Source organism: Actinoallomurus acaciae, assembly GCF_042429965.1.
GTDB classification, from domain to species: Bacteria; Actinomycetota; Actinomycetes; order Streptosporangiales; family Streptosporangiaceae; genus Actinoallomurus; species Actinoallomurus acaciae.
Genome location: NZ_JBHLZP010000684.1, coordinates 1 through 3,677, shown reverse-complemented (window position 1 = coordinate 3,677; position 3,677 = coordinate 1). Strand labels below are relative to the sequence as shown.

Sequence of the window (3,677 nt, the reverse complement as noted above, 5' to 3'; positions counted from 1 at the left end):
CCTCCAGCACCACGCCGCCCAGCCGGCCGCCAGGGCGCGGTCGTGGGCGCCGCGGGCCGCGGTCAGGCCGCCCAGCCGGGAGATGCGCAGGCCCAGCATGCGGCCGGCGTTCATGGCGATGGCGGTGTCGACGGTGTCCAGGTCGGCCGGGTCCAGACACACCGCCGTGGCGATCTGCCGCTGCAGCCGTGCGTAGGCGGGCAGGTCGTCGCCGGGGAACGGCCGCTCGATCGCCAGCAGGCCGTACGCGTCCAGGGCCTCCAGCGCGTCGAGGTGGGCCTCCGCCTCGGTGTACGCCTCGCCGGCGTCGGCCTGGAGGGCGATCGCGGGGAACGCCCGGCGTACGGCGCGGACGGGCTCGACGTCCCATCCGGGGTGCACCGCGAGGGTGACCCGGGTGTAGCCCGCGCCGACCAGGCGGTTGACGCGGGTGAGCAGCACGTCGAGCCTGGGCTCGGCATCGAGCCGGGCGCCGGCCATCACCGACGTTCGGGTGCCGCCGAGCGAGTGGGACAGCGGACTGCCCTGACGGCGGCACCACAGGTCCCAGCAGGCGATGTCGGTCGCCGAGGCCGCCGCGCTCTCGCCGAGCCCGCCGACGCCGCCGACCTCTTCGGGCAGTTCCCAGTCGAGGCCGAGCAGGGCGGGGCCGACGCGCTCTTCGATGTCGGCCCAGCAGACGTCGGAGCCGGCCACCTCGCCCCAGCCGGCGAGGCCGTCGTCATCCGTCACCCGGACGAGAATGCTCTCCGGGCGCCGACCGCGCGGCATCGCCATGCGGTAAGCCTCGAACCCCTGGATACGGGGCATATCACCGTCCTCGCCTCGACGTCCCTTCTATGATCCACCCATCCCGGACATGCTCCGTGCGGTGGCCGGTCACCAGCTGACGTGCAGGGGTTCGCCCTCCGCGTAGCCCGAGGGGCTCTGCACCCCCACCAGCGCCCGTTCGTGGAACTCCTCCAGCGTCCGCGCTCCCGCGTACGTGCAGGAGCTCCGCAGCCCCGCGATGATCGTGTCGAGCAGGTCCTCGACGCCGGGTGACTGCGGGTCGACGTACATCCGCGAGGTGGAGATCCCCTCCTCGAACAGCGCCTTGCGGGCCCGCTCGAACGGCGAGTCCTCGGCCGTGCGCAGGCGTACCGCACGCGCCGAGGCCATCCCGAAGCTCTCCTTGTACAGCCGCCCGTCGGAGGCGCGCTGCAGGTCGCCCGGCGACTCCAGCGTCCCGGCGAACCACGAGCCGATCATGACGTTCGCCGCACCGGCGGCGAGGGCCAGGGCCACGTCGCGCGGGTGGCGGACACCGCCGTCCGCCCAGATGTGGCGGCCCAGCCGGCGGGCCTCCGCCGCGCACTCGAGGACCGCGGAGAACTGCGGGCGGCCCACGCCGGTCATCATGCGGGTCGTGCACATCGCACCCGGACCGACCCCGACCTTGACCGCGTCGGCGCCCGCCTCGGCCAGGTCGCGCACGCCGTCCGCGGTCACGACGTTGCCGGCGACGACGGGCACCCCCGGGCGGAGCCCCCGCACGCGCCGCAGCGCGCCGAGCATCTTGTCCTGGTGCCCGTGCGCGGTATCGATGACCAGCACGTCCGCGCCGGCCGCGAGGAGCGCCTCGGCCTTCTCCTCCACCTCACCGTTCACCCCGATCGCGGCGGCCACACGCAACCGGCCGCCCCCGTCCACCGCGGGCTCGTACAGCGTCGCGCGCAGCGCGCCCGTACGGGTCAGCACGCCGGTCAGCCGGCCCTCACCGTCGACCACGGGCGCGAGCCGGTGGCCGCGCGCGTGCAGCGTGTCAAAGGCCTTCTGCGGGTCGACGGTGTCCGGGAGCGTGAGCAACTCGCGGGACATCACCTCGCTGAGCTGGGTGAACCGGTCGACGCTCAGGCAGTCGGCCTCGGTGACCACGCCGACGGGACGGCCGTCCTCGACAACGATGACGGCGCCGTGCGCACGCTTGGACAGCAGGCCGAGCGCCTCGCCGACCGTGCCGCCGGGGCCGAGCCGGATCGCGGTGTCGACGATGAGGTGACGTGTCTTCACCCAGCCGATGACGTCGGCGACGACGTCCACGGGGATGTCCTGGGGGATCACCGCGAGCCCGCCCCGGCGGGCGATCGTCTCGGCCATCCGGCGGCCCGAGACGGCGGTCATGTTGGCGACGACGACGGGGATCGTCGTCCCGCTGCCGTCGCTGGTCGACAGGTCGACCTCGAGCCGGGAGCCGACGTCGGACCGGCGAGGCACCATGAAGACGTCGTTGTAAGTCAGGTCGTGAACCGGTTGCTCACCGTTCAGCAGGCGCACGTTCGTCAACACCGTCCGTCATCTGGGCGAATGGCCGGAAAAGCCACTCTCCATTGTGAGGGATACCCGCCGGTGCCTGGTTCAATGGGCCGTGAGCAGCTCCGAGACCTTGACCAGGCGCAGCCCGCGCGCCCGCAGGCCGGTGATGATCCCGGGCAGCGCCGCGTGCGTCTCGGGTGCGGTGGGCGCACCGTTGAGGTGCATGACCACGATCGAGCCGCCCTTCGCCTCCTTCACGACCGTACGCGTGATCGCGCGGGGGTCGTGGCCGAAGGCGTCACCGCTGATGACGTCCCACTGCACCGGTGTCACGCCGGCGGCGAGCACCGCCCGCACCGCCGCCTGGTCGTGGCATCCGCCGGGGAACCGGAAGTAGGGCGTGGGCGCGGGAACGTGGTCGCGCAGGATCCGCCCCGCGTGCAGCACGTCCGCCGTACGGTCGTGGGCCGGCAGGACCGGCAGGCCGTAACACGGGGCGGTGAAGGCGCTGTGCTCGTAGGAATGGTTGGCGAACTCCAGCAGCGGATCGGCCGCGAGCGCCTTCGTCACCGCCGGATAACGCCGGATCCACATGCCGGTGGCGAAAATGGTCGCCGGGGTGCGGGTGGAGTCGAGCGTGGCGACGATGCGGCGATCATAGGAGGACTTGATCCGTCCCGCGTCGAGCGATCGCCACATGCCGTGCGTCATGTCGGCGTCGAACGTGAGCGCCACCATGCCGGAGTCGCGCGCCCCGTGGAAGACCATGCGCCGAGGGTGGGGCGGAGCGGGTGTGGGTGTGGGCGTGACGGTCCGGCCGGTGCGCCGGCCGGCCGGCGGGCGGGCGACCGCGTGCTCGTGCCGCGCCGAGCAGGCCGAGACGGTGAGCAGGAGCATCACCGCCAGATGTCGCAATCGCATCCGGACAGTGTGCCGTGCGCCCGGGAAAGTCCCTTTCCCGGGTGCCGAGTCAGTGCCGTGTCGGGGCACTGAAACGACGAAATGGAATCTTTCCTGCCATCCACATTGACCATAAGTGATTTCTTCATGCGACACTTACCTCTGAACTGAGCTAAGGAGCTTGCCGGCGCCCTCGCACGGCGCATCCTCCGGTGCCGTGCGTGCCGGTCGGAACCCCTCGCTGAGAGGCATGCATGCAGGTCAGGCTCTTGGGTCCGGTGGAGCTGTGGGACGGCGCCGTCTCCGTTCCCATCGGTCCCCGCGCGCGTGCCGTGCTGGCCGCGCTCGCGCTGGATCCCGGGCGCGTGCGCAGCGTGGACCGCCTGATCGAGGCCGTCTGGGGGGAGCGGGCGCCGACGACCGCGACGGCGCAGATCCAGGCGTGCGTCTCCGCGCTGCGGCGGGCGTGGCGGCTCGCCGAC

The 3,677-nt window shown here is 72.5% G+C and carries 4 protein-coding genes; 1 reads left to right on the top strand and 3 read right to left on the bottom strand.

Features of this window, described 5'->3' with window-relative positions; translation table 11 throughout:
- The 3 genes from ACFFNX_RS44935 to ACFFNX_RS44925 all read right to left on the bottom strand — a co-directional run.
- A partial coding sequence (locus tag ACFFNX_RS44935; RefSeq protein ID WP_378212394.1) for an enolase C-terminal domain-like protein occupies positions 1 to 810 on the bottom strand: 810 nt, incomplete at its 3' end.
- A gap of 69 nt (positions 811 to 879) precedes the next feature.
- Positions 880 to 2,316 carry a GuaB1 family IMP dehydrogenase-related protein gene (locus tag ACFFNX_RS44930; protein ID WP_378212396.1) on the bottom strand — a complete coding sequence of 479 codons (1,437 nt, stop codon included), beginning with the start codon at positions 2,314 to 2,316 and terminating at the stop codon, positions 880 to 882.
- An 81-nt stretch (positions 2,317 to 2,397) separates the two neighbouring features.
- Positions 2,398 to 3,216, bottom strand: coding sequence for a polysaccharide deacetylase family protein (locus ACFFNX_RS44925; protein ID WP_378212393.1), 819 nt, complete (start codon positions 3,214 to 3,216; stop codon positions 2,398 to 2,400).
- A 233-nt stretch (positions 3,217 to 3,449) separates the two neighbouring features.
- Between ACFFNX_RS44925 and ACFFNX_RS44920 the strand changes: the two genes are divergently transcribed.
- On the top strand, positions 3,450 to 3,677 hold a 228-nt coding region (locus ACFFNX_RS44920; protein ID WP_378212392.1), incomplete at its 3' end, for an AfsR/SARP family transcriptional regulator.